This window comes from uncultured Phyllobacterium sp., from assembly GCF_902479695.1.
In the GTDB taxonomy this organism is placed as follows: Bacteria; Pseudomonadota; Alphaproteobacteria; order Rhizobiales; family Rhizobiaceae; genus Phyllobacterium; species Phyllobacterium calauticae.
The window spans coordinates 52387-74085 of the sequence record NZ_CABSQF010000001.1 but is presented as its reverse complement, the minus strand read 5'-3'; the positions used below and the strand labels follow the sequence as shown (position 1 = coordinate 74085).

The window sequence follows — 21699 nt, the reverse complement described above, 5'->3', positions numbered from 1 at the left end:
GCGGAGTGGCAGATGCGCATATTGCTGGTCGAGGACGAACCGCAACTGGTCGCGGCGCTGAGAGCAGCGTTTGCGCGCCACAATCTGGTGATGGACCATGTCGGCAGTCTCTTTGATGCCGAGCTCATTCTCAATGACGGAGTCTACGACGCGCTGCTGCTCGATCGCCAACTTCCGGATGGTGACGGATTGAGCCTCATTCCAAAATTGCGCAGCAATGGCCTTACCCTGCCGATTATTGTGTTGACGGCGAAGGGGCGGGTACCAGAGCGTATCAGCGGCCTCGAGACCGGTGCCGATGATTACATGGCCAAACCATTCGACTTCGACGAGCTTCTGGCTCGGCTGCGGGCGGTTCTGCGCCGTCCGGGGCTGGCGCACTCGCAAATCATCACCGTCGGGCGATTGAGCTTCGACATGGCCTATCGCGATGTTCTCGTCGGCAATTGCCGGCTCGAGATGCCGCGGCGCGAAATGCTGGTACTTGAAAGCCTGGTGCGCCGCGTCGGCCGCATGGTTCCGCGGCCCGCGCTGATGGAAGCTGTTTTCGGCTTTGACGATGAGATTCAGTCGAACGCGCTCGATTCCCACGTCTCAAGACTTCGCCGCAAACTGGCCGATGCGAAGGCCGGGGTTGTGATCAATGTCATTCGCGGGGTGGGTTATCTCCTGCGGGAAGAGTCATGACGGAGCAGCCCCCGCAATCCCTCAGGCGGCGATTGTTCTGGCGGTTGCTGGCGGTTCAGTCCGTTGTGCTCATTCTTGTCATCGCAGTGCTTTTCGGTTCCGGGCAGTTGTTCGACTTCCGTTCGACGGAAAATACCGTTGAAATTCTCGAAGCGGGCATTGGAAGAGACCCGCACGGTGGTCTGATACTGAAGGATACGGATGCAATAAGGGCGTTGCGAAAAGATGTGCCGGACCTTTGGTACATCATTCGGGATGCGCAGGGGCATCAACTGACGGAAGGCGATATCCCAGAGGAATATGCTGGCATAGGAAATGCTCTGGACCGGATTGGCCAGGCTCGTTTCGGTTGGAATATCGGTGACCGGGAGAGGCCGACGGCCCGAATGCGCTGGGTCGAGACCGACGCTGGCCGTGTACAGATACTGACAGGGTCATCCGCACTTGCGCCGTTCTTCATGGTGTTCCTGGGAATTTCACTGATCCTGCTGAAACTTGTCGTTCCGATACTCGGGATCATTGCGCTCGGTGCTTTCGTGGCAACGCCAATCGTCGTGCGGCGATCACTGCGGGGATTGGAACAGGCTGCCGCGCAAGCGGATTCAATCGATATCGAAAAACGCGGGGTTCGATTGACGTCGACTGGCATGCCCTCGGAAGTCACGCCTTTTGTGCGCGCGGTCAATGGAGCGCTGGGTCGTCTGGACGAAGGCTATGACCGCCAGGAGCGTTTTCTCGCCGATGCCGCCCACGAACTGCGCACGCCCATAGCGATCCTCAAGACGAGGGTCGCTTCGTTGCCGCAAGGCATGACCAAATCTCTTCTGACAGAGGATACCGCAAGACTGGCGGTTCTGGCGGAACAAATGCTTGACCTGCAGCGGCTGAAGCAGGACGTGCGCCATTTCACCGATGTTGATCTCACCCAGCTCGCGGAGCGCGTCGTTCTCGATATGGGGCCTTTGGCGTTCACCGCGGGGTATGAAGTCGGTTTTGAAGCTGCCGCCGCCAATGCGGTCGTGCAGGGCGATCCCGTTGCCTTGGAAAGAGTGATGACCAATCTCGTTCAGAACGCCATCGATCACGGCGGTCGAACAGGCACCATCGCGGTGATTGTCGGGCAAAACTGGATCGAGGTTGCGGATGAAGGGCAGGGCGTTCCCGCTGAACTTCGCGAGCGCGTGTTCGAGCCGTTTTTCAAACGGCATCAGGGCACCAAAGGCTCCGGCCTCGGTCTCAAGCTGGTCCAGGAAATCATGGAACTGCATGGCGGGAATATTACCATTGTGCAGAGACCGCTTGGCGCCTGCTTCCGTGTCGAATTTGCGCCTTCCACTACCGATTCCGGCCAGCCAGCAGAATGACTGGCAGGAGATTGTGCTGAATTGTGCCCTTTTCCGGCGCTCTTCAACGATAGATTGCGTGCCGGGACGCAACCGTAATTTCGTTGCAATGAAAGGTGATTATGATTGTGGTGTCAGTAAGCAGAAATTCAAGAAACGGGAATACGCATGGACGGAACAATCCAGCCAGTGTTCATGGCTGCACTGCCACTCATCGTGGGGATGGGAGCGGTTCTGATTGGCATTGTGGCCATGATAGGCAGTTGCCGATTTAAGGTGAGTACGGAGCGTTCAGCGCTCGTCGCGCTTCTGGCGTTGTTAGGTCTGTTCGCCGTTTTCTATTGGTTTGTCGGCGCGCAGATGCCTGTCATACTCGTGCTTGGCGTGGTGGGGCTGGGTTTTGCGGCTGCGCTCGTCATCAAACGCGTCTGTACCGAAACCAAAAGGCATAGGACTGAAGGAATATGAAATCCTTCCCTTTTGGGATGAAACCTACAACCGCAGCGCTTGACGCAGCGGCGCATTGCCAGCAGCCCTGTAGTCAAGATCTTCTTCGATATGATCGATATGGTGGAGGATCGTGCTGGCGGCTTTTTTTCCGTCCCGTGCGATAAGTGCGCCGAGAATATCCGCATGTTCCGATCTGGCGCAGCTTGAAGCTCCGGATTGTCCGTATAATGCGATGACGAGGGATGATCGGGCGATCAGTTCCCGCATGAAACGCTCAAGAATCTGATTTCCGGCAACCGCAGCGAGCATCAGGTGAAAATCGCCCGAAGCCTTGATCGCCGCGCGCCGCGCATTTGGTCCTCGCTCTGCAAGCAACCGTTCTTCTTCTCTCAGATGGCTGCGAAACATGTCGATGTCAGCCATTGCCATGCGCTCAGTCGCACGCATGGCAATCTCCGGCTCGATGACCCGGCGGGATTCAAAGATTTGCCGGGCTTCGTCTGGTGAGGGATAGGCGATGAACGCGCCCCGATTGCGCTCGATCTTGACCAGTCCCTCAAATGCCAGCATCTGCAATGCGGCACGCACGACCGTGCGGCTGACGTCGAACAGCTCGCCCACCTCGGTCTCGATCAGCTTTGTCCCCGGGGCCAGCCTTCGCTCGACGATAGCATTGTAGAGCGCCTCACGAATGAGTTGCGAACGGTCATCTTGCGCATCATCGCGTAACGGGACTGTCTCAGTTGCTGGCTTCATCGGTTCCTGCCTTCCAAGTCTCTTTTTAGCGCGATTTCCAGCTAAGACCAGCACCCAAGATTGCACGCTGTGGAAATATAAATTGCATACAATTTCACCGAGGATTGAAAACATTGAATATAAATTGTGCATTGCAGCATTGCGGCATGCGCTGGGAAACTGATCCTGCGAAAATTGGCGCAAGGATTCCAGAGGCTTAGGAGAAAGTCTCGGAATTGGCACGGTATATGCAGAGCTCCAGTGGGCAGAAAAGGGAACGCTGCATGAGCAAAGCCGCTGAAATTGACATCGTCTCGGTTTCGAAAGTCTACGGTACCGCAACGGCCGTGGACACGATCAGCCTGAAGATTCCCGCCGGGACCTATTGCTGTCTTCTGGGTCCATCCGGCTGCGGCAAGACGTCGACATTGCGGATGATTGCGGGCCACGAAGTGATTTCAAGCGGTGATATCCGACTGGGCAACACTGTGGTGACGGACTTTCCTCCGGCCAAGCGCGGCACGGCGATGATGTTTCAGTCCTATGCCCTGTTTCCGCATCTCGATCTCATCGACAACGTCGCCTTCAGCCTGAAGATGAAGGGCGTCGGCAAGGAAGAGCGGCGCGCCAAGGCAATGGCCATGCTCAAACTGATGCAGATGGACGCCTATGCGACCCGCCGGCCGGCACAACTCTCCGGCGGGCAGCAGCAGCGGGTCGCACTTGCACGCGCCCTGATTACTGACCCGGAAGCGCTCCTGCTTGACGAACCGCTTTCCGCTCTCGATCCGTTTCTCAAGATACGCATGCGCGCTGAGCTCAAAAAACTGCAGACCAGCCTGGGCATAACCTTCGTCCATGTCACGCACAGCCAAGAGGAAGCGATGGCGCTGGCGGATCTCATCGTTGTGATGAACGATGGCAGGATCGAGCAGGCGGCGCATCCGCGAACCGTGTTCGAGCGGCCCGCGACAGCTTTTGTGGCGCGCTTCATGGGCGATCACAATGTGGTTTCCGGACGGGTTGCGAACAGTTCGAAGGGCTTTGTCCATTTTGATATTCCGGGCGGTATTTCGCTCGCTGCCGCAGGTCATGCTGAGGCCGGAGCGGCCATCGATATCGCCATCCGCACCGATCGCGTCCGTATCAGCGGCGCGTCGGCGGCGGGTTTCGGGTTTACCGGCGTGGTTTCCAACATCGAATACCGCGGCGCGTCGATAAAGCTCTCAGTAGCCGGTGCCGGCATCGATGATTTCACGGTCATCGTCAGCGACCAGGCCTTCGATGAAAAGCCTGTTTTCGTGGGTGAAGCCATCCCGCTCGCCTGGGACAGCAATGACGCCATCATTCTCGGGCGTCTGAACTCCTGAATGAAACAACCAAAAAAGGGGAACTGAACATGACAGATACAATCAAACACAAGGCAGGATTGAACAGACGCGCGTTTCTGAAGACGGGCGCTGCCGCTGCAGGTCTGGTCGCCGGGTCCGGCGCCATTACCGGCTTTCCGACCATCTGGGCGCAGAACATCAAGAATGTAACCCTGCGCCAGTTCGGAACAGGCGTTTCCAATCTCAATGACGTTGCCAACAAGGTGAAGGAGGATCTCGGCTTTACGCTGCAGATGACGGCGCTCGATTCCGACGCGGTGACCCAGCGCGCGGTCACGCAGCCGGACAGCTATGACATCGCCGATATCGAATATTGGATCGCCAAGAAGGTCTTTCCGGCGGGTGTCATGCAGCCGATGGATGTGTCGAAGATGAAGTATTTCGACAAGATCGCCCCGCTTTTCGTAACCGGCAAACTGACACCGGAAAGCAAGATTGCGCAGGGAACAGCGCCCCATACGGTGGGCTTTGTCGAAAGCGCGGACTCAACGAAATTTGCCTCCGAACCGACCAAATGGATGACCCTGATCCCGACGATCTACAATGCCGATACCCTTGGTATCCGGCCGGATCTGGTCGGCCGCGACATCACCAACTGGGCGGATATCATGGACCCTGCCTTCAAGGGCAAGGCGTCGATCATCAATATTCCGTCCATCGGCATCATGGACGCTGCCATGATCTGCGAATCCATGGGTACCATCAAGTATGGCGACAAGGGCAATATGACGAAGGCGGAAATCGACCAGACGGTTGCCTTCCTCATCAAGGCAAAGACCGATGGCCAGTTCCGCTCCTTCTGGAAGACATTCGACGAAAGCGTAAATCTCATGGCTTCCGGTGAGGTGGTCATCCAGTCCATGTGGTCGCCGGCCGTCGCTGCCGTCCGCTCCAAGGGCATTGCCTGCAAGTATCAGCCGCTGAAGGAGGGCTATCGCGCCTGGGGCGGTGGGCTCGGTCTCGCCAAGCACCTGAGCGGCATCGAGCTTGATGCCGCCTATGAATATATCAACTGGTATCTCTCCGGCTGGGTGGGCGCCTATCTCAATCGGCAGGGCTATTATTCCGCAGCGCCTGAAACCGCGAAGAACTTCATGACAGCGGATGAATGGGGGTATTGGATGGAAGGCAAGCCGGCTGCGGGCGACATCGTTGCTCCCGATGGCAAGGTCATGGAGAAGGCGGGGGCAGTTCGCGATGGCGGGGCATTCGAAGCCCGCATGGGTGCTGTTGCATGCTGGAATTCCGTCATGGACGAGGATCGTTACATGGTCCGCAAATGGAACGAGTTCATCGCCGCCTGATGTGCAGCTTGGCCGCCTTTTCCCCCGGGGGAAGGGCGGCCTGTCCTTCCAGAGGAACGTTCCATGACAACAACAGATCTTTCCGCTGATACAACCAACGAGCCGGACAAGTTCGCCAGGCCATTTCGCAGGATGTGGCCCAAGTCGAGCCTCCCGTTGCTCTCCTATCTCCAGGCGATGCCGCTGGCGCTTATCCTCGGTCTGTTTCTGCTGTTGCCGATCCTCACAATCGCCATGGTCAGTTTCTGGGACTATGATTCCGTGCGGATCTATCCGGATTTCGTCACCTTCAATTACACCGAAACACTGGGCTCATGGGTCACATGGAAGATTTATCTGAACACCTTCAAGTTCACGCTGATCGTCTGGGGCCTCACCTTGCTTATCGGTTTCTGGGTGGCCTATTTCCTTGCCTTCCATATCCGCTCAACCACCATGCAGATGGTGCTGTTTCTTGTCTGTACCGTGCCGTTCCTTACCTCGAACATCATCCGGATGATTTCATGGGTGCCGTTCCTGGGGCGCAATGGCCTGATCAATTCATCGCTGATCCAGCTTGGCATTGTTCCCAAGCCACTTGAGTTTCTGCTGTTTTCAGAGTTTGCGGTCGTCCTGGCGATGGTACATCTTTACACGCTCTTCATGGTCACGCCCATCTTCAACACGTTGATGCGTATCGATCGCTCGCTCATCGAGGCCGCACGCGATGCCGGCGCCTCCGGATTTCAGATATTGACGAATGTGATCATACCGCTGGCCAAGCCCGGCATTGCCATTGGCTCGATTTTCGTCGTCACGCTGGTGATGGGTGATTTCATTACCGTGCGCTTTATGTCGGGCGGACAAAGCGCCTCGGTCGGCCTGATGATGGCAAACCAGATTTCGCTCCTGCAATATCCTGCTGCTGCCGCCAATGCGGTCATTCTCCTGATTGTCGTGCTGTTGATCGTTGCCGCGATCCTGCGTGTCGTCGATATTCGCAAGGAACTCTGACATGCATTCGGAGACCGGATCCCGCGAATTCTACATTCTCGCCTTCTTCTTCACACTGTTCGTGCTTTTCCTCTACGGGCCGCTCACGACAATCTTTATTCTGTCATTTCAGGGGCCGTCCGGAGGTTTGACCTTTCCGATGAATGGAATGTCGCTGCATTGGTTCAGCAATCTCTTCGAGCAGCAGGCCGTCGGTGATTTTGGCGGGTCATTCCGCCGATCCATGATCCTCGGGCTCATGACCACGGTCATCACGGTCGTGGTTTCGCTGTTGGCCGGCCTGGCATTCCGGCGCAAGTTCAGGGGATCGACACTGCTCTTCTATCTCGCGATTTCCAGTCTTGTCGTGCCTTCCATTCTGATCAGCCTCGGCATTGGCCTGTTCTTTCAGGTGCTCGGCATAAGGCCCGCATGGTGGTCATCCGGGCTCGGTGCACATCTGACCTGGACGCTGCCCTTCGGTGTGCTCATCATGTTCGCCGTATTCAATCGCTTTTCACCGGTCTATGAAGAGGCGGCGCGTGATCTTGGCGCCAATGCCTGGCAGACCTTTCGCCACGTGCTTCTGCCAATGATTGCCCCGAGCCTGATTGGTGTCGGGCTCTTTGGCTTTACGCTTTCCTATGACGAATTTGCCCGTACGTTGATGGCCGCCGGCACATTCAATACTTTGCCGCTCGAGATCTACGGAATGACGACGAATGTGACGACGCCTGTGCTTTATGCACTGGGTACCGTTACGTCGGTCTTCTCATTTCTGGTTATCATTGCTGCCCTGACGGCGATTATCGTTCTTGGCCGCCGCCGTGCACATGTCGGATAAACAGCGAATGCGCGTTCTGCTCGTCAATCCCAATACCACCGTCAGCATGACCAACTCGATCGAGAGTGCGGCCCGTTCTGTGGCTGGTCCCGCAACCGAGATCAGCGCTCGGACCTCGCGCATGGGACCGGTGTCGATCGAGGGCTACTATGACGAGGCATTTGCGGTCCCCGGCTTGCTCACGGAGATCGCCGAGGGTGAAAGAAGCGGGGCCGATGCCGCGATCATCGCCTGTTTCGATGATACGGGCCTTGATGCTGCAAGGGCCATGGCATCCATTCCCGTGCTCGGCATTTGCGAGGCGGCCGTCGCAACCGCAGCGCTCATTGCGCAGCGTTTTTCTATCGTGACGACCCTCGAGCGTTCGATCATGCCGGTGAAGGGTCTGGTGCATCGCTATGGAATGTCGGACCGCGCCACCGTAAGAGCTGCGGCCATTCCCGTATTGTCCCTCGACGATCCATCATCCGGTGCCACGACAAAGCTCCGCGCTGAAATCGAAAAAGCGCTGCGGGACGATCAGGCTGAAGCCATTGTCCTGGGTTGCGCAGGGATGGCTGACCTTGCCCGCCGGTTGCAACAGGAATATGGCGTCCCGGTTGTCGACGGTGTGGGCGCTGCGGTCAAGCTCGCAGAAGGTCTGGTGACGTTGGGCCTGACGACAAGCAAACGCGGTGGCTACGCTTCGCCGCTGATCAAGCCGTATCTCGGCATGATGGCTCCGTTCGCGCCGGCCCAAACCAGATAATCCATTTGTGCTACAATAAAATAATTTCGTGTAACGGGAATAAAACCGCATGGGCTCCGTATACACCATATGAAAACGCCGAAACCACGTTTTGATGTTGTTGGACAACTTGGTTCTCTTCGCCGTTATGCCCGTTCCCTGACCCGGAACGACGCGGATGCAGAGGACCTCGTCCAGGATACGCTTTTGCGCGCCTATGAGCGGCGAAGCGGGTTTCGTCACGGCAATACGCTTCGGGGGTGGTTGCTTTCGATCCTTCACAACCGGTTCATCGACGTCAAGCGTTCAAACGCGGCAGAGGCCCGAACGTTGGAAGCTGCCTATTCCCTTGCCGATGTGGCCATCGATGCGCCACAGGAACATTCCGTTCGGCTTGGCCAGGTGCGGGAAGCATTTTTTGCTCTTCCCGAAGAGCAGAGGTCCGCACTTCATCTCGTTGCACTGGAAGGCCTTTCCTATGAAGAGGCGGCGAACACATTGAACATCCCGGTCGGTACCTTGATGTCGCGGATCAGCCGGGCCCGCGCAACCCTTCGTTCCCACGAAAACGACCGGCAATTGGGAAAGGCCGGTCATTTGAAAATTGTAGGAGGCCGAGATGACTGAAACGATCGATCCCGTCGTCGAAGCGGATCTGGACGCCTATATAGACGACCAGCTCGATACCCTTCGCCGGATTGAGATTGCACGTTACCTGTCGCAGCATCCGGAACAGGCCGCTCGTGTCATGTCCGATCTGCAGTCGCGCGACGAACTTCGGCTTGCGCTGGCGCAGGGGCATACGGCCGGGTCTCCGGAAACGTCAGAACTCGCGCACCGGCTTGAACGGGGTCTCGGACGGGACCGGCTGTTTGGCGGTTTGCAACGCATTGCGGCGGTTGGGGTGCTGCTGGCCCTGGGCTGGATGGCCCATGCGGGGTTCGGTCCTTTGACCGTCTCCAAAGTTGTCGCCGCAACGCCGCCACCAGCCTACGTCTCAGACGCCATCATGGCGCACAAGACATCATCGCTCCGTGCCGAAATGGTATCGCAGCCGGAAACCCGCAGCTACGACCCTGCGGAGATACGCGCGTCGACCGGAATCGTTATACCCGCAATGCCTGAGAAGTGGACGGTGCATGACGTTCAACTGTTTCCGTCCAATTTTGGACCGAGTGTCGAAATGGAAGTCCGGTCCGACAGCCTTGGTCCGGTTTCGCTCTTTGCCGTGCGTCCCGGCACGTTTGATGTCGTCAAACCGCGTGCTCTCCGCGTGAACGGCACGTCTGCGGCCTATTTTCAAATTGGCGATGTCGCCTATGCGCTCGTTTCGGATGCTGCAACGGCAGATCTGGAAAAGGCTGCGCTGGGCCTTGCCAAAACCCTTTACTGATCCAACGAACCGAAAGGAACCGAGTTTATGAATACACCTCTGCGTTATGGGATGGATACGGCACGCGGCCAGTCATCCGCGGTCTTTGATGAAGGCCTGCGCCAGCATATGCTGCGCATCTACAACTACATGGGCCTTGGTCTGGTTGTTACCGGTCTTGTGGCCTTTGTCGTTGCCTCAACACCGGCTCTCTATGTGCCGATCTTTTCGACGCCGTTGAAGTGGGTCGTGATGCTGGCCCCGCTGGCCTTTGTCATGTTTTTCTCGTTCAAGATGCAGTCCATGTCGGCATCGTCGGCACAGGCCATGTTCTGGGCTTTCTGCGCTGTCATGGGCCTGTCCCTGGCATCCGTATTCCTTGTCTTCACCGGAACCAGCATTGCCCGTACCTTCTTCATCGCGGCAACGATGTTTGGCGCAACCAGCCTCTACGGATACACGACCAAGCGTGACCTGTCGCAGTTCAGCTCCTTTCTGATGATGGGTTTGATCGGCGTGGTCATCGCGAGCCTCGTCAATCTTTTCCTCGGCTCGTCGATGCTGCAGTTCGTCGTATCCGTAGCCGGTGTGCTTGTGTTCATCGGGTTGACCGCCTGGGACACACAGTCGATCAAGGAGCAGTATGCCGAGAGCCATGATTCCGAATCGCAACAGAAGCTCGCTGTCTTCGGCGCTTTCTCGCTCTACCTGAACTTCGTCAACATCTTCCAGTTGCTGCTCAGCCTGACTGGTCAGCGCCAGGAGTAGGCTGGTCGAGACGAACCGCAGGCAATGTATTCAAACCCGTGCTGAGTTCTTCAGTACGGGTTTTTGCTTTCAGCCATCCCTGGCTATGATCAGATGAGTTGCATTCGGGGTGGACATGTGTTCACGGCATTTATATCCGAGGCTCAGAAGATCAATATCGGCGAACAGGTTTTCGCCCTGTCCCAGAAAAACCGGCGAAATGGCGAGATGTAATTCGTCGATGAGACGGGCATGCATATATTGTTTGATCGTGCTGACACCACCACCGACCCGCACGTCTTTTCCGTCTGCTGCATCTCTGGCGCGTTCCAGAGCGCTTTCAATCCCATCCGTCACGAAATGAAACGTTGTTCCGCCCTCCATCACGATGGATGGACGCGCGTAGTGGGTGAGAACAAAAACCGGACAGTGGTAGGGAGGCGTGTCACCCCACCATCCTTTCCAGCTATCGTCCGGCCAAGGGCCTCTGACCGGTCCGAACATGTTGCGGCCGAGAATCCACGCGCCGATATTGTTGAATCCAAGTATCGCATAATCATCATCAATGCCGGTGGAGCCGCCGTTCTGACCGAACATCTTTTGAAACGTGCGTGTGGTGAAGGCCCATTGGTGCAGGGACATTCCGTTCACGCCAAGCGGGTTATCGATGCTTTGGTCAGGACCCGCACCGTAACCATCCAAGGACAAAGAGAAGCTGCGAACGTAGAGTTTCGACATTGACCGTTCCTCTCATTTCGACTGGCGGAGGAAACTAAGCGGTTCCCGGAAGCGAGCGCAACAAAAAAGAATGGCGCGGGATGTCAGAACAACGGCTTCACAACCAGCTCTAGTCCAAGCAGCAGGAGACAGACCAGGAACCAGCGGCGGAAAGTTGCTGGGCTGATGGCATCGCGCACCTTCTGACCACACCACATGCCGAACAGCGCAGGTGCCAATGCGAGAGCTGACGTGCTCATGTTATCGAACTGCAACGCTCCGCCCGATGTCAGTCCGATTGCGAGCGCCACGGTGGACACGGTAAAGGACAGACCAAGCGCCTGAATCAAATCGTCCTTTGTCAGGCCCAGCGCCTGCAGGTAGGGAACGGCCGGTATGACGAAAACGCCCGTTGCGCCGGTTATGACGCCCGTGACGATGCCAACGAGCGGCGACAGAAAGGGTTCCAGGCTGCGCGGAACCGACAACTGGCGGGCTGCAAGACCGAAACCCGCATAGAGCATCAAGGCAGCGCCGAGACCCATCGTGGTCCATCCAGCTGTATCATTGGCCATAAGCCAGGCGCCTGCAATGGTTCCCAGCAGGATGGTGAGCATCATGGCCCACAGCCGCAATGCGAGGACGGCAAAGCTTGGCCCGGAAAGCAATTGCAGGACATTGGTGACGAAAGAGGGAACGAGCAGCAACGCCGCTGCGCCTACCGGAGGCATGATGGTGCCGAGAATACCCATGGCGACGGTCGGCAGCCCCATTCCGGTCACACCCTTGACCATACCGGCAAGGAAGAACGTCAGGGCAATCATGAGAAGGGAAGCTGCGGACAGGTCAAACATGCCCCAGCATTGCGCGGGATGGTACTGTTCACAATGCGGAAGAACCGAACTCTGCCTAAGGCTATGCCGAAGGCAGATTGAGTGCTACACCCCTATGCATGCGTTTCGACCTGACTGATCTGCGTCTCTTTCTTCTGGTTGTGGAAGCCGGGAGCATCACCCATGGTGCCACGCAGGCCAACATGACGTTGCCATCGGCAAGTGCCCGCCTGCGCGGAATGGAAGACGTCATCGGTCTCCCGCTGCTCGAACGCGGCCGCCGCGGCGTCGTGACCACACCGGCTGGCGATGCGGTTGCCCATCATGCCCGTATTGTCCTGCGGCAGATCGAGCAGATGCGCGGGGAGTTGGGCGAATTCTCGAAGGGCCTGAAAAGTCACATTCGCCTGATGGCGAATACCGCGGCCATGACGGAATTCCTGCCGGAAAGGCTTGCGGCCTTTCTTGCCGTCCGGCCCAATGTCGATATCGATTTGAAGGAGCGTCTCAGCACCGAAATCGTCAAAGCGGTGGCAGGCGGTTCCGCCGATATCGGTGTGATCATGGATGCCGTGGATCACGGCAGTCTGGAATTGCGGCCCTTCGCCATTGACCGCCTGGTCCTGGTTGTTGCCCGCTCGAGCCGATGGGCGGGGCATAGCCGTATCGCATTCGCCGATGTCGCCGGGCAGGAATTTGTCGGATTGAGTGCCGGCAGTCCGCTGCAGGATTATCTTGGTGATCACGCGGCACGTGCCGGTCATGCTCTCGCCTTCCGTATTCGTCTGCGGACCTTTGAAGGCATTTGCCGTATGGTTGCTCGGGACGTCGGGTTGGGGATAGTCCCGGAGACTGCAGCGAAGAGATATCGCCGCTCGATGCCCATTCATTCGGTTCGTCTGACTGATAGCTGGGCCATGCGGCATCTGGCCATCTGCGCGCGCAGATTTGAGGATTTGCATCCCCATGCGCGCGAACTGGTCGAGCAACTGACGAAGCCCCAGCCGACGCGCCGTGGCGGTGCGGTGTAAAAGCCAATCGCCGGACCTTGAATTTGCGCGGATCGAATTTATGATCGGCTATGCCTTCAGATCAAGCGGCCCCTCCCATACCTGTAAACGGCGCGGATGCTCCCTCGGGACAGCACGATGCGCGCGCGCTGTTGAAGGCGGATATTGTCGTGATCGGTGCCGGGCAGGCGGGTCTTTCCTCCGCCTATCACCTGCAACAGCTTGGCCTGAAATCCTGGAAGAATTACCTGGTTCTGGACAAATCGCCCGGTGCCGGTGGCGCTTGGCAGTACCGTTGGCCATCCCTGACTTTGACGACGGTCAATCGCGTTCACGATCTGCCGGGGCTGCGGTTTGTCGAGGCGGTTGATGCTGGTGACGAAGTCAAGGCATCGGTAGCGGTGCCGCAATACTACGCCGCGTATGAACGGAAGTTCGAATTGCCGGTCTACCGGCCGCAGACGGTCAAGGTTGTGTGCGAGCGCAACGGGCGCTTTCGTATCGAGACCGAAGAGGGTGGTTTTTCCGCGCGTTGCATCATCAATGCGACGGGAACGTGGGAGACGCCCTATATTCCAGCCTATCCGGGGGCGGAAAATTTTGAAGGCCGGCAGCTGCATACCCATGACTACAAGACAGCCGATGAGTTTGCCGGAAAGCATGTCGTCGTTGTCGGTGGTGGCATTTCCGCGCTGCAACTGCTGGACGAAATTTCCCGAGTCACGTCGACAACCTGGGTGACGCGCCAGGAACCGCAGTTTCGCGATACACCGTTTACGCCGGAAGATGGGCGGGCGGCGGTGGCGATTGTGGAAGACCGGGTGCGACGCGGGCTGGTGCCGGGGTCGGTGGTCTCAGTCACCGGAATTCCGTGGACGCCGGCACTGCGGGCAGCGCAGGCGCGCGGTGTGCTCAAACGGCTGCCCATGTTTGCCGGGATCACCCGGAATGGCATACGCTGGTCCGATGGCCGGGAACAGCGGGCCGACGTCATTTTGTGGTGCACGGGGTTCCGCAGTTCGCTCGATCATCTTGCCCCGCTCCAGATCCGTGAGGAGAATGGCGGCATCATCATGTCGGGCAGGCTGGCGACACAGGTTGCCAAGGACCCGCGCATTCATCTGGTCGGTTACGGTCCTTCGGCGTCCACCATAGGTGCAAATCGCGCCGGGGGCGCGGCTGCACGCGAGCTCACGGATTATCTCGGGCTGCAGAAAGAGTAAACTATCCGGAATTGGCTGACCTGATGCTGCATCCCTCGAGGAACAATGCCGCTGCCATGGCCACGCGTTCTTCGATCTCGCGGTCTTCGGGAACGCTGGCCAGTCCCAGTGTCGCGATACGGAAGGGTTCTGCGGTCACCATGCCGAGCAGCATCGTTGCGGCAATCTTGGAATTATCGAGCTTGATCAGTCCGCGCTTTTCCTGCTGTTCCAAAAACCGGGCGACCATGGCCGAGCTTCGCGACGGACCTTCCCTGTAGAAGGCTCTGGCAACTTCAGGAAAGTTCAGGGCTTCGGCCGTCACCAGACGATAGAATGCGACGGTCTGGTCGGATAGGACGAGGTGCGCAAATTCGCTCAGGATATGTTCGAGCGCGTGTTTCAGTCCCAAATGGTCCAGTGATTCCGGATGAATCGTCTGCAGGAAGGCGTCGACCCTGCTGGCAATCTGCTCGCCGCGTTCTGCCACGATGGCCGCAAGCAGTTCGGATTTCGTTGTCCAGAAGCGGTAAATGGTCCGTTTCGCAACACCCGCCTCCCGGGCAACCGTCTCCATCCGGGTCGCGGTGTAGCCGTTTTCCAGCAACACATGGGTGGCCGTCTGCAGGATCAGGTGTTTCGTCTCCGCGTCAGACCGGTTTTGCGGCCGTCCGCGCGGACGTTTGATCTCTGGTGTGTTTTCGTCCTGATTGTCCCGCTCGATCTCGATTGTATCCGTTGGTTTTGTCACCAGTCTTCTGCTTTCGGTCTTCAAAAATAGTTGCTTGCGCATTTTCTGTCTTGCAAACGGAATTGTCCAGACATAATTAGGGAACTGCTGGGTTCCTTATTTATCCCCGACCCGAGTTCTCCCAACGAACCGTGCCGATCTAGTTCCTCAACTAAGGGCATTCGCCATGACCAAAAACACGCAACCCCTCGATCTCAAGGTTGAAAAGACACTGAGTGCCGACGAAGCCATGTCGGCGCCGCAGGAAGGCAAGATTGAGCCGCCGCACAAGCAGCCGCCGCGCAATGTTCGAAAGTTGCTGCTGATTGGCGCGGCCGTGATCGTTGTGGGACTGGGAGCGAAGTTCGGCTGGCACTACTGGACCGTCGGACGGTTCCAGGAATCAACTGATGATGCCTATGTGAAGGCCGATTCCACCATCGTTGCCCCGAAGGTTTCCGGCTATGTGCGCGAAGTGCTTGTGACGGACAATCAACCCGTCCGTGCCAATCAGCCCCTCGCAAAAATAGATGACCGCGATTACGTGGTTGCGCTTGAGCAGGCGAAGGCTGATGTCGCCGCGGCACAGGCTGACATAGAGAACATCGTCGCGAGTCTCGACCAGCAGCAGGCCGCGATTGCCCAGGCGCAGTCGACCGTATCGGTCGATCAGGCCAGCTTGAAATTCGCCCAGCAGGACAATGACCGTTACGGTGCCCTTGCAACGCAAGGCGCTGGAAGCGTGCAGAACGCCCAGCAGGCTGTTTCCAAGCTGGATATTGCCAAGGCGACGCTTCAACGTGACGAAGGCGCTGTTGTTTCGGCGCAGAAACAGGTTGGCGTGTTGCAAGCCCAACTGGCCAAGATGAACGCGGCCCTTGCACGCGACAAGGCCGTTCAGGATCAGGCCGAGCTCAATCTGGGTTACACGACGATCGTCTCGCCGGTGGATGGCGTGGTCGGCAACCGCACCCTGCGTGTTGGACAGTATGTCCAGTCCGGAACCCAGCTGATGGCGGTCGTTCCGGTTGACAATGTCTACGTCATCGCCAACTTCAAGGAGACCCAGCTCACGGATGTGAAAAAAGGCCAGCCTGTCGATATCGCCGTCGACACCTTCCCGGGTGTCGCCTTGAAGGGGCGTGTCGACAGCATTGCACCGGCCAGCGGCCAGGAATTTGCCTTGCTGCCGCCGGACAATGCAACCGGCAATTTCACCAAGATCGTGCAGCGCATTCCGGTCAAGGTTGTCCTGGACAATGATAGCAAGCTCACCGGCCTGTTGCGTCCCGGCATGTCGGTGACCCCGACCATCAATCTCAAGGATTCCGACGGCGCGGCCAAGTGCGGCGAGACTGCCTGTTTCAAGGCCGCCAACTAGCAAATCCGGATGGGACGAAGAAAATGTCCGTTGCCGCCACACCCGTTGCCGATCAGGAACGCCCCGCAAGCCTCAAGACGTGGATTACCGTCTTTGCCGGCCTGATCGGCGCCTTCATGGCTGTGCTCAATATACAGATCACCAATGCCTCGCTCCTCAATATCGAGGGCGGTATCGGCACTGGCGTCGACAATGGCGCGTGGATTTCGACTGCCTATCTAATCGGCGAAATCATTGTCATCCCGTTGACCGACTATCTCAGCCGGGTGTTTTCCTTCCGGCGTTTCCTGCTGGTCAATGCCCTGCTGTTCCTGGCGTTCTCGGTGGCTTGCGCCTTTGCGCGCAATCTTGAAGAGATGATCATTCTGCGGGCCATTCAGGGTTTTACCGGCGGCGTGCTCATTCCGATGGCGTTCACGCTGATTCTGACCAAGCTGCCGCGGTCACAGCATTCCGTTGGCATGGCTCTTTTTGCCATCACCGCAACCTTTGCGCCAGCGATCGGTCCGACCATCGGCGGGTACCTCACCGAGAATTATGGCTGGCAGTACATATTCTTTATCAATCTTGTTCCCGGCGCCTTCATGGTCACCGCGCTCTATCTCAATCTCGAGCGCCAACCGATGAATCTTGGTCTGCTGAAGGAAGGCGACTGGTTCGGCATTCTGGCGATGGCCATCGGTCTCGGTGCGCTTCAGACGGTGCTTGAAGAAGGCAATAAGAACGATTGGCTGGGTTCGCCCTTCATCGTTCGCCTGACGATTGTCGCTGTGGTGTTTCTCGCGCTGTTTGTCTGGATCGAACTGACCGTGAAAAACCCGGCCGTTAATCTGCGTCTGCTGAAACGGCGCAATTTTGGCCTCGGCACCGTTGCCAACATGCTTGTCGGTTTCGGCCTCTACGGCTCGGTGTATCTGCTGCCGCAATATCTTGGTCAGGTGCAGGGCTACAATTCCGAACAGATCGGCTCGGTCATGGCCTGGACAGGCTTGCCGCAGCTTTTGATCATTCCGTTCGTTCCGATGCTGATGGGCCGGTTTGATACGCGCATCATCGTGTTTCTCGGCCTGTGCGTGTTCGGCGGCAGCTGTTTCATGAATATTCACATGTCGGCCAACTATTCCGGCGATCAGCTCTGGCTGCCCAATATCGTTCGCGCCGTCGGGCAGGCCGTGGTGATGGCACCGCTGACGGCTATCGCGATGGTTGGTGTTGCCCGCCATGAGTCCGCCGCAGCGTCCGGCGTCTTCAACATGCTGCGGAACCTCGGCGGTGCATTCGGCACCGCGATGCTGGCCACGATCGTCACCAAACGGGAACAGTTCCATTCCAACACCATTGGCAATTCGGTCAATCTGTTCAGTGAAACGGTTCGCGGCAGGCTTGATCAGATGACGGCCTATTTCATGGCGCATGGCGTGACAGACCCGGTTGCGGCGCGTGAACAGGCGATCATTGCGCTTGGCCAGACGGTCAAAAGGCAATCGCTGATCATGGGCTACAGCGACACGTTCGTTGTGCTGGGTGCAATGCTGATCATTGCCGCATTCTTCGTGCTTCTGACCAAGAAAGGCCAGGCAAGCGGCGCTCCAGCCCATTGAATGTGTCATGGGCTGGCAGCAGCATTCTCCCGGTGCAAGAAACGGGTTGAATTCCGGGACCGCCGGCATGATGTTCATGGCATGTGAAAGACGGAGGCCATGTCATGGGTCAGACAGTGCACAGCTATCATATCTTTGAAACCGAAGGCGGGTTTTGCGGAATTGCCTGGAATATGCGAGGTGTTACGCGATTCCAGCTTCCGACAAGGAGTGCAGAGGGAACGGAGCGGCTCTTGCTCCGGCGCCTGCCAGTCGCCGAACCTGCAGCGCCCACGCCGGCAATTTTCGAAGCGGTTGCGGCGGTAAAGCGCTATTTCAAAGGTGAAGAAACGGACTTTTCCGATATCAAACTGGATCTTGATGGGCAGGACGAGTTCTTCAAACGCATATATGATGCTGTCCGGCGGGTTGGATGGGGCCATACGGTTACCTATGGCGGATTGGCCAAGGAGCTCGGTGCCGGTCCGGAAGCCGCACGGGACGTGGGGCAGGCGATGGCGAAGAATCCGGTCGCCCTGATCATCCCCTGCCATCGGGTGCTGGCGGCGGGCGGCAAGGTTGGCGGTTTCTCGGCGCCAGGCGGCTCAACCTCCAAAATCCGCATGCTGGAACTTGAAGGCGTGCATGTCGGCCCGCCTGAACCGGCCCAGCAAACCCTTGGCTTTTAGCCAAACGCTACCGGAGAGGGCCCCATTGCGCGGATTCACGATCGCGTGATCCGCGCCATTGTGCTTGTGGAATGGCCAAAAAAGCCTTTGAAAAAGGTGAGTTGGCTTCTCAATTATTGCTGCAGCACCTAGAAACTCCGCCTGGATCGTATAATCTGGCCGGTGTGAATGTCTGGCCGCGCTCCGATAGCGATAGCGGGCGGACTTTCGGTAAGACCAATGAATGATTGGGATGATCGTGACTGACAGAACATTGAAAGAAACAGATTCAGGACAACTGCAAACTGGAAATGCGGATCAATCCTTCGCGACGGCCGGTATCGCACCGATGGATCGCCCTAGCCGGGTCACGCGTTTTTTCATGAGCATTGTCTCCTGGGCCGAAGGGCTCAATCTCAAATATGCCAAATTCGGCAATCCTCCCGTCTACGACAATGCAACCTTTCCCTGGTCAAGCGAGATCGAGAAGGCCTGGCCGGAAATCCGCACCGAACTTGATCGTGTCCTTCTCCGGCAGAGTGAATTGCCGGCGTTCCAGGAGATTTCCACGGACGTCAAAACCATCTCGACCGACAAGAACTGGAAGACTTTCTTCCTGATCGGCTTCGGGGTGAAATCGGAACAGAACATTCAGGCCTGTCCGAAGACATGGGCGGCCGTGCAGAAGATTCCCAATCTGAAGACGGCAATGTTCTCGATTTTCGAACCCGGCAAGCATTTGCCGCCGCATCGCGGCCCCTATAATGGCGTGCTGCGTCTCCATGTCGGTATGATCGTTCCCGAACAGTCAGACAGGCTGGCCATTCGCGTCAAAGACCAGATTTGCCATTGGCATGAAGGCAAGGCGCTGATTTTCGACGATGCCTACGAGCATGAGGCATGGAATCACACGGACAAGACACGCGTGGTTCTCTTTGTCGACTTCGTCAAACCCACGCGGTTTCCAGCCAATGTCGTCAACTGGATGTTGATGAACCTGGCGGTGTTCACCCCGTTCATCCGGGAAGGGCTCGACAATCACAAGGAATGGGAAAAGCGCTTTTATGCGGAAGCGGAAAAGCTGCGCAACCAGCCCGGCCGATAGGTGAAGAGCAGCGCCGGGTCAATTCACCCGGCGTTTCTCCAGTTTGCGGGCGAGGGTGCGGCGGTGCATGCCAAGGCGCCGGGCTGCTTCCGAAATGTTGAAGTCTGTTTCCACCAGCATCTGGTGGATACGCTCCCATTCCAGCGTCTTGATCGATGTCGGGCGCGCCGTCAGATCGATCTCCGTATTGCCTGCAGCCTTGCTGAAAGCTGCTTCAATGTCGTCGGAATTGGATGGCTTGGCGAGGTAGTGACAGGCGCCGAGCTTGATCGCTTCCACGGCGGTGGCGATGCTGGCGAATCCCGTCAGCACAACGATCAGCATCTCCGAATTATGGGCATGCAACGCCTCGACGCAGGTGAGGCCTGACGCGCCGGAAAGTTTCAGATCGACGATGGCGTACTGGGGTGACTGGGTTTGCAGGATGTCCCGGAGTTCTTCCAGTCCGCTTGCCAGCACCACATTGTATTCGCGTCGTTCGAACGAACGTTTCAGCGTCCGGGCAAACGCCGTATCGTCCTCGACGATAACCAGCAGCCGATCATTTGTCATGTTCACGCACTCCGATGGCCAGCGAGGCAAGCGGCAGTTCCAGCGTCACGGACGCGCCGCCCTGCGGCAGGTTGCGGGCATGCACGGCACCGCCGAGCTTGCGCACGGCGTTGACGACCAGAAACAGTCCAAGACCGCCGCCGAGACGGCCCTTGCTTGACTGGTAGGGCTTGCCGAACTTTGCCAGTATATCCGGCTGGAAGCCCGGCCCGGCATCGTTGACACGCAGCACCAGCATATCACCCTCGCGTTCCGCCAGAAATCCGACCCATCCCGGCGATGCGTCGAACGCATTGTCGAGAACGTTGAAGATGACCTGCTTGAGCGCCGAGTCGGAAACAATCGTGAGATTGAGCCCGAAGGCATTTCCGTAGGAAAGCGTCGTTGCGGACCGCGCCGCCCGCCATTCGGCGACCAGTTCGTCCAGGAAGGCATTGACGGTGGTCACCGTGGGCGCTTCGCCGCGTGCCTCGCCTGCCGCCAGCAGAATGCCCGTGACGATGGCCTTGCAACGCTGCACTTCGGCCTGCATTTCATCGATCTCCTGAACGAGATCGGGATCAGCGGCAAGAGCCGGAACCCGTCGCCAATCTCCGAGGATGACCGACAGGGAAGAAAGAGGCGTGCCCAGCTCGTGTGCCGCACCGGAGGCAAGCAGGCCCATGCGGACGATATGGTCTTCTTCCGCCGCATGCTGTTTCAGGGCGGCAAGATTGGCGTCGCGCTCACGCAGGTTGCGGTTGATGCGGGCAACGAAGACAACGAGCAGGGCGGCGTCGAGCACGAAACAGATGAGCATGCCGATGATGTGAAGGCGGAAAAGTTCGTCTGGGCCCTGACCGGGCAGAATGATTGGCTCGTAAAACACCGTAAGGCCGGCAAAACTTATGCCGGCAATAGCGACGATTGCCGAGGTCAAGCGTGCGTCAAGCAAGACGGCGCTGAGTGTGACCTGCAGCAGATACAGAAAGATAAACGGATTGGTTGCGCCCCCGCTCAAATAGAGCTGCGCCGTGAGCGCTGCCACGTCGAAGACCAGGACAATGAACAGGGAAGCCGGCGTGGTGATCTGGTCATTGCGGAGCCAGACGATACTGGCGAGATTCAGCCCGATCAAACCCGCCAGAACCAGGAACATCGGCAGCAATGGCAACTCAAGATTGAGCCATTCATGCACAACGGCGATGGTCACGACCTGCCCGATGACGGCGATCCAGCGCAGCTGGACCAGCAGGTTCATGTTCTTCCAGTTGGCGGTGTAGTCAGCCGGAGGCGCTGCCGGTCGGAGCCTGGTGCTCAGGCCGTCTTCAGTTTGGCGGATTTGGTTCGAATCCACTCGGTTCGCCTCT

The 21699-nt window shown here is 57.8% G+C and carries 23 protein-coding genes; 17 read left to right on the top strand and 6 right to left on the bottom strand.

Features of this window, described 5'->3' with window-relative positions; genetic code table 11:
• Positions 1 to 12 precede the first annotated feature (12 nt).
• The 3 genes from RDL77_RS00360 (at position 13) to RDL77_RS00350 (ending at position 2498) form a co-directional block, all read left to right on the top strand.
• Complete coding sequence (locus tag RDL77_RS00360) at positions 13 to 687, top strand: response regulator transcription factor (protein ID WP_223614224.1); 675 nt, start codon at positions 13 to 15, stop codon at positions 685 to 687.
• Positions 684 to 2051 (top strand): HAMP domain-containing sensor histidine kinase, encoded by a 1368-nt coding sequence (locus tag RDL77_RS00355; protein ID WP_288191369.1) that lies wholly within the window; start codon positions 684 to 686, stop codon positions 2049 to 2051. The genes RDL77_RS00360 and RDL77_RS00355 overlap by 4 nt, the downstream gene beginning before the upstream one ends.
• 147 nt (positions 2052 to 2198) lie before the next feature.
• Complete coding sequence (locus tag RDL77_RS00350) at positions 2199 to 2498, top strand: hypothetical protein (protein WP_288191368.1); 300 nt, start codon at positions 2199 to 2201, stop codon at positions 2496 to 2498.
• 24 nt (positions 2499 to 2522) lie between these two features.
• Here RDL77_RS00350 and RDL77_RS00345 read toward each other — a convergent pair whose 3' ends face one another.
• Positions 2523 to 3236: a GntR family transcriptional regulator gene (locus tag RDL77_RS00345; RefSeq protein WP_223614580.1), complete on the bottom strand. Its 714-nt coding sequence runs from the start codon at positions 3234 to 3236 to the stop codon at positions 2523 to 2525.
• A 263-nt stretch (positions 3237 to 3499) separates the two neighbouring features.
• On the opposite strand from RDL77_RS00345, the gene RDL77_RS00340 reads away from it, so the two are divergent.
• The 8 genes from RDL77_RS00340 (at position 3500) to RDL77_RS00305 (ending at position 10593) form a co-directional block, all read left to right on the top strand.
• Positions 3500 to 4585, top strand: a complete 1086-nt coding sequence (locus RDL77_RS00340) for an ABC transporter ATP-binding protein (RefSeq protein ID WP_223614221.1) — start codon at positions 3500 to 3502, stop codon at positions 4583 to 4585.
• Positions 4586 to 4614: 29 nt separating this feature from the next.
• Positions 4615 to 5910 (top strand): PotD/PotF family extracellular solute-binding protein, encoded by a 1296-nt coding sequence (locus RDL77_RS00335; RefSeq protein WP_288191367.1) that lies wholly within the window; start codon positions 4615 to 4617, stop codon positions 5908 to 5910.
• A 132-nt stretch (positions 5911 to 6042) separates the two neighbouring features.
• The gene (locus RDL77_RS00330) at positions 6043 to 6903 is read left to right on the top strand and encodes an ABC transporter permease (protein ID WP_288191519.1); all 861 of its coding nucleotides are present in this window, start codon (positions 6043 to 6045) and stop codon (positions 6901 to 6903) included.
• 1 nt (position 6904) lies between these two features.
• Positions 6905 to 7726, top strand: a complete 822-nt coding sequence (locus RDL77_RS00325; protein WP_288191366.1) for an ABC transporter permease — start codon at positions 6905 to 6907, stop codon at positions 7724 to 7726.
• Between the two features lie 7 nt (positions 7727 to 7733).
• Positions 7734 to 8474 carry an aspartate/glutamate racemase family protein gene (locus RDL77_RS00320; protein WP_288191365.1) on the top strand — a complete coding sequence of 247 codons (741 nt, stop codon included), beginning with the start codon at positions 7734 to 7736 and terminating at the stop codon, positions 8472 to 8474.
• 69 nt (positions 8475 to 8543) lie between these two features.
• A complete protein-coding gene (locus RDL77_RS00315) occupies positions 8544 to 9080 on the top strand; it encodes a sigma-70 family RNA polymerase sigma factor (protein ID WP_288191364.1) in 537 nt (178 codons plus the stop codon).
• Positions 9073 to 9846, top strand: coding sequence for an anti-sigma factor (locus RDL77_RS00310; RefSeq protein WP_288191363.1), 774 nt, complete (start codon positions 9073 to 9075; stop codon positions 9844 to 9846). The genes RDL77_RS00315 and RDL77_RS00310 overlap by 8 nt, the downstream gene beginning before the upstream one ends.
• A 27-nt stretch (positions 9847 to 9873) precedes the next feature.
• The gene (locus RDL77_RS00305) at positions 9874 to 10593 is read left to right on the top strand and encodes a Bax inhibitor-1/YccA family protein (RefSeq protein ID WP_223614215.1); all 720 of its coding nucleotides are present in this window, start codon (positions 9874 to 9876) and stop codon (positions 10591 to 10593) included.
• Positions 10594 to 10662: 69 nt separating this feature from the next.
• On the opposite strand, the gene RDL77_RS00300 is transcribed toward RDL77_RS00305, so the two are convergent.
• Together RDL77_RS00300 and RDL77_RS00295 are read right to left on the bottom strand one after the other, a co-directional pair.
• Positions 10663 to 11310: a dihydrofolate reductase family protein gene (locus tag RDL77_RS00300; RefSeq protein ID WP_288191360.1), complete on the bottom strand. Its 648-nt coding sequence runs from the start codon at positions 11308 to 11310 to the stop codon at positions 10663 to 10665.
• Positions 11311 to 11393: 83 nt separating this feature from the next.
• Positions 11394 to 12143 carry a sulfite exporter TauE/SafE family protein gene (locus RDL77_RS00295; RefSeq protein ID WP_288191359.1) on the bottom strand — a complete coding sequence of 250 codons (750 nt, stop codon included), beginning with the start codon at positions 12141 to 12143 and terminating at the stop codon, positions 11394 to 11396.
• 77 nt (positions 12144 to 12220) lie between these two features.
• Here RDL77_RS00295 and RDL77_RS00290 point away from each other — a divergent pair, with 77 nt between their 5' ends.
• A complete protein-coding gene (locus RDL77_RS00290) occupies positions 12221 to 13153 on the top strand; it encodes a LysR family transcriptional regulator (RefSeq protein ID WP_308526333.1) in 933 nt (310 codons plus the stop codon).
• Positions 13154 to 13203: 50 nt separating this feature from the next.
• Positions 13204 to 14355, top strand: a complete 1152-nt coding sequence (locus RDL77_RS00285) for an NAD(P)-binding domain-containing protein (protein WP_288191358.1) — start codon at positions 13204 to 13206, stop codon at positions 14353 to 14355.
• A gap of 1 nt (position 14356) precedes the next feature.
• Here the strand turns inward: RDL77_RS00285 and RDL77_RS00280 are convergent, their stop codons facing one another.
• A complete protein-coding gene (locus tag RDL77_RS00280) occupies positions 14357 to 15085 on the bottom strand; it encodes a TetR/AcrR family transcriptional regulator (RefSeq protein ID WP_288191357.1) in 729 nt (242 codons plus the stop codon).
• Between the two features lie 166 nt (positions 15086 to 15251).
• Between RDL77_RS00280 and RDL77_RS00275 the strand changes: the two genes are divergently transcribed.
• The 4 genes from RDL77_RS00275 to RDL77_RS00260 all read left to right on the top strand — a co-directional run bounded on the left by RDL77_RS00275 (position 15252) and on the right by RDL77_RS00260 (position 19798).
• The gene (locus tag RDL77_RS00275) at positions 15252 to 16445 is read left to right on the top strand and encodes an HlyD family secretion protein (protein ID WP_288191356.1); all 1194 of its coding nucleotides are present in this window, start codon (positions 15252 to 15254) and stop codon (positions 16443 to 16445) included.
• A gap of 23 nt (positions 16446 to 16468) precedes the next feature.
• Positions 16469 to 18046 (top strand): DHA2 family efflux MFS transporter permease subunit, encoded by a 1578-nt coding sequence (locus tag RDL77_RS00270; RefSeq protein WP_288191355.1) that lies wholly within the window; start codon positions 16469 to 16471, stop codon positions 18044 to 18046.
• Positions 18047 to 18150: 104 nt separating this feature from the next.
• A complete protein-coding gene (locus RDL77_RS00265) occupies positions 18151 to 18714 on the top strand; it encodes a methylated-DNA--[protein]-cysteine S-methyltransferase (protein ID WP_288191354.1) in 564 nt (187 codons plus the stop codon).
• 232 nt (positions 18715 to 18946) lie between these two features.
• Positions 18947 to 19798 (top strand): aspartyl/asparaginyl beta-hydroxylase domain-containing protein, encoded by an 852-nt coding sequence (locus tag RDL77_RS00260; protein ID WP_223614578.1) that lies wholly within the window; start codon positions 18947 to 18949, stop codon positions 19796 to 19798.
• 18 nt (positions 19799 to 19816) lie between these two features.
• Here the strand turns inward: RDL77_RS00260 and RDL77_RS00255 are convergent, their stop codons facing one another.
• Positions 19817 to 20350: a response regulator transcription factor gene (locus RDL77_RS00255; RefSeq protein WP_223614206.1), complete on the bottom strand. Its 534-nt coding sequence runs from the start codon at positions 20348 to 20350 to the stop codon at positions 19817 to 19819.
• Positions 20340 to 21686 (bottom strand): ATP-binding protein, encoded by a 1347-nt coding sequence (locus RDL77_RS00250; protein ID WP_374042629.1) that lies wholly within the window; start codon positions 21684 to 21686, stop codon positions 20340 to 20342. Before RDL77_RS00250 ends, RDL77_RS00255 begins: the two co-directional genes overlap by 11 nt.
• Positions 21687 to 21699 lie beyond the last annotated feature (13 nt).

Coding starts and splice junctions, on each gene's coding strand:
- RDL77_RS00360 (WP_223614224.1), top strand. CDS start 13: ATGCGCATATTGCTGGTCGAGGACGAACCGCAACTGGTCGCGGCGCTG.
- RDL77_RS00355 (WP_288191369.1), top strand. CDS start 684: ATGACGGAGCAGCCCCCGCAATCCCTCAGGCGGCGATTGTTCTGGCGG.
- RDL77_RS00350 (WP_288191368.1), top strand. CDS start 2,199: ATGGACGGAACAATCCAGCCAGTGTTCATGGCTGCACTGCCACTCATC.
- RDL77_RS00345 (WP_223614580.1), bottom strand. CDS start 3,236: ATGAAGCCAGCAACTGAGACAGTCCCGTTACGCGATGATGCGCAAGAT.
- RDL77_RS00340 (WP_223614221.1), top strand. CDS start 3,500: ATGAGCAAAGCCGCTGAAATTGACATCGTCTCGGTTTCGAAAGTCTAC.
- RDL77_RS00335 (WP_288191367.1), top strand. CDS start 4,615: ATGACAGATACAATCAAACACAAGGCAGGATTGAACAGACGCGCGTTT.
- RDL77_RS00330 (WP_288191519.1), top strand. CDS start 6,043: ATGTGGCCCAAGTCGAGCCTCCCGTTGCTCTCCTATCTCCAGGCGATG.
- RDL77_RS00325 (WP_288191366.1), top strand. CDS start 6,905: ATGCATTCGGAGACCGGATCCCGCGAATTCTACATTCTCGCCTTCTTC.
- RDL77_RS00320 (WP_288191365.1), top strand. CDS start 7,734: ATGCGCGTTCTGCTCGTCAATCCCAATACCACCGTCAGCATGACCAAC.
- RDL77_RS00315 (WP_288191364.1), top strand. CDS start 8,544: ATGAAAACGCCGAAACCACGTTTTGATGTTGTTGGACAACTTGGTTCT.
- RDL77_RS00310 (WP_288191363.1), top strand. CDS start 9,073: ATGACTGAAACGATCGATCCCGTCGTCGAAGCGGATCTGGACGCCTAT.
- RDL77_RS00305 (WP_223614215.1), top strand. CDS start 9,874: ATGAATACACCTCTGCGTTATGGGATGGATACGGCACGCGGCCAGTCA.
- RDL77_RS00300 (WP_288191360.1), bottom strand. CDS start 11,310: ATGTCGAAACTCTACGTTCGCAGCTTCTCTTTGTCCTTGGATGGTTAC.
- RDL77_RS00295 (WP_288191359.1), bottom strand. CDS start 12,143: ATGTTTGACCTGTCCGCAGCTTCCCTTCTCATGATTGCCCTGACGTTC.
- RDL77_RS00285 (WP_288191358.1), top strand. CDS start 13,204: ATGCCTTCAGATCAAGCGGCCCCTCCCATACCTGTAAACGGCGCGGAT.
- RDL77_RS00275 (WP_288191356.1), top strand. CDS start 15,252: ATGACCAAAAACACGCAACCCCTCGATCTCAAGGTTGAAAAGACACTG.
- RDL77_RS00270 (WP_288191355.1), top strand. CDS start 16,469: ATGTCCGTTGCCGCCACACCCGTTGCCGATCAGGAACGCCCCGCAAGC.
- RDL77_RS00265 (WP_288191354.1), top strand. CDS start 18,151: ATGGGTCAGACAGTGCACAGCTATCATATCTTTGAAACCGAAGGCGGG.
- RDL77_RS00260 (WP_223614578.1), top strand. CDS start 18,947: ATGATCGTGACTGACAGAACATTGAAAGAAACAGATTCAGGACAACTG.
- RDL77_RS00255 (WP_223614206.1), bottom strand. CDS start 20,350: ATGACAAATGATCGGCTGCTGGTTATCGTCGAGGACGATACGGCGTTT.